The organism is Pseudonocardia sulfidoxydans NBRC 16205 (assembly GCF_007989085.1).
In the GTDB taxonomy this organism is placed as follows: domain Bacteria; phylum Actinomycetota; class Actinomycetes; order Mycobacteriales; family Pseudonocardiaceae; genus Pseudonocardia; species Pseudonocardia sulfidoxydans.
The window spans coordinates 1-1,390 of record NZ_BJVJ01000176.1; the positions used below are offsets into that span (position 1 = coordinate 1).

The 1,390-nt window shown below is 70.4% G+C and carries 1 protein-coding gene; it reads left to right on the forward strand.

All coding sequences use genetic code 11. The features are described 5' to 3' along the window. Positions 1 to 66 precede the first annotated feature (66 nt). Positions 67 to 1,355 (forward strand): IS3 family transposase gene (locus PSU4_RS30870; RefSeq protein ID WP_125911393.1). Its coding sequence is split into 2 segments (ribosomal slippage): positions 67 to 421 and positions 421 to 1,355, totalling 1,290 coding nucleotides; the frame shifts between segments, so codons are not numbered across the junction. The last annotated feature ends 35 nt before the right edge of the window (positions 1,356 to 1,390 follow it).

A 1,390-nucleotide genomic window follows, 5' to 3' on the forward strand; every position in this document is an offset into this window, starting at 1 on the left:
CCCTGACCCCGTTCCGTGGACACGCTGATCCCCGCACGGTCGGGGGAAGCGAGATGATGTCTGACCATGGCCCGCAAGAACTACTCCGACGAGTTCCGTCGGCAGGCCGTCGAGCTGTACGAGTCCACGCCCGGGGCGACGGTGAAGGGCATCGCCGCCGACCTGGGCGTCGAGCGGGCCACGCTGGCGTTGTGGCTGGACAACCTCGGGACCGGGACCCGCACCGCCCCCGACGGCACCCGCACCCGCAGCGCACGTTCGGTGCGTGCGCCACGCCAGAACGCCGGTGTCGTGCCCGTCGCGGATGAGACGCCCGAGCAGCGTCTGGCCCGCCTCGAAGCCGAGAACAAGGCACTGCGGGCGGAGAAGACCAAACTCGAGACCGAGCGGGAGATCCTTCGCCAGGCGGCCAAGTATTTCGCCGGGGCGACGAACTGGTGACCCGCTTCCAGTTCGTCGCCGACCACTCCGACACGACCTCCAGCCCCCGCCGGGGCTGGACGGTGAAGCGGCTGTGCGCACTACTCGACGTGCGACGTTCCTCGTTCTACGCCTGGCTCGCCGCCGCGCCCGCCCGCGCGAAGCGCACTGCCGCGGACACCGCCTTGGCCGAGCGGATCCGCGCCGTGCACGACGGAGACCGCACCTGCGGGCGGCCGCGGATCACCGCCGAAATCAACGACGGCGTCGAGCCGGCGCAGCGGGTGAACCACAAGCGGATCGGCCGGGTCATGCGCGAGCACGGCATCGCGGGTTACCGCCGCCGTCGCCGGGTGCGCACCACCATCCCCGAGCCCGCCCAGAGCCCGGTGCCCGACCTGCTCGGGCGCGACTTCACCGCGCCCGCCCCGAACATCGTCTATGTCGGCGACATCACCTACCTACCCCTGGCCGATGGCGGGAACCTCTACCTGGCCACCGTGATCGACTGCCACTCCCGGCGCCTGACCGGGTGGGCGCTCGCCGACCACATGCGCACCGACCTCGTCGCAGACGCCCTCCGAGCGGCGGCCGCGGACCGCGGCTCCCTCGCCGGGTCGATCTTCCACTCCGACCACGGCTCGGTCTACACCAGCCGCGCCTACGCCAACCTCTGCGACCGACTCGACGTCCAGCAGTCGATGGGTGCGGTCGGGTCCAGCGCCGACAACGCCCTCGCCGAGTCGTTCAACGCCACCCTGAAGCGGGAAGTGTTGCAGGACAACGCGTTCTGGCCCGATCAGGCCACCTGCCGTCGGCAACTGTTCCGATGGTTGACCCGCTACAACACCCGACGCCGCCACTCCTACTGCCGCTACCAGACCCCGAACACCTACGAGGCAGACTTCGCAGCTACCGTTCCGGACGCCGCGTAATCCACCCCGTGTCCACTATCCGGGGTCAAGGCCCG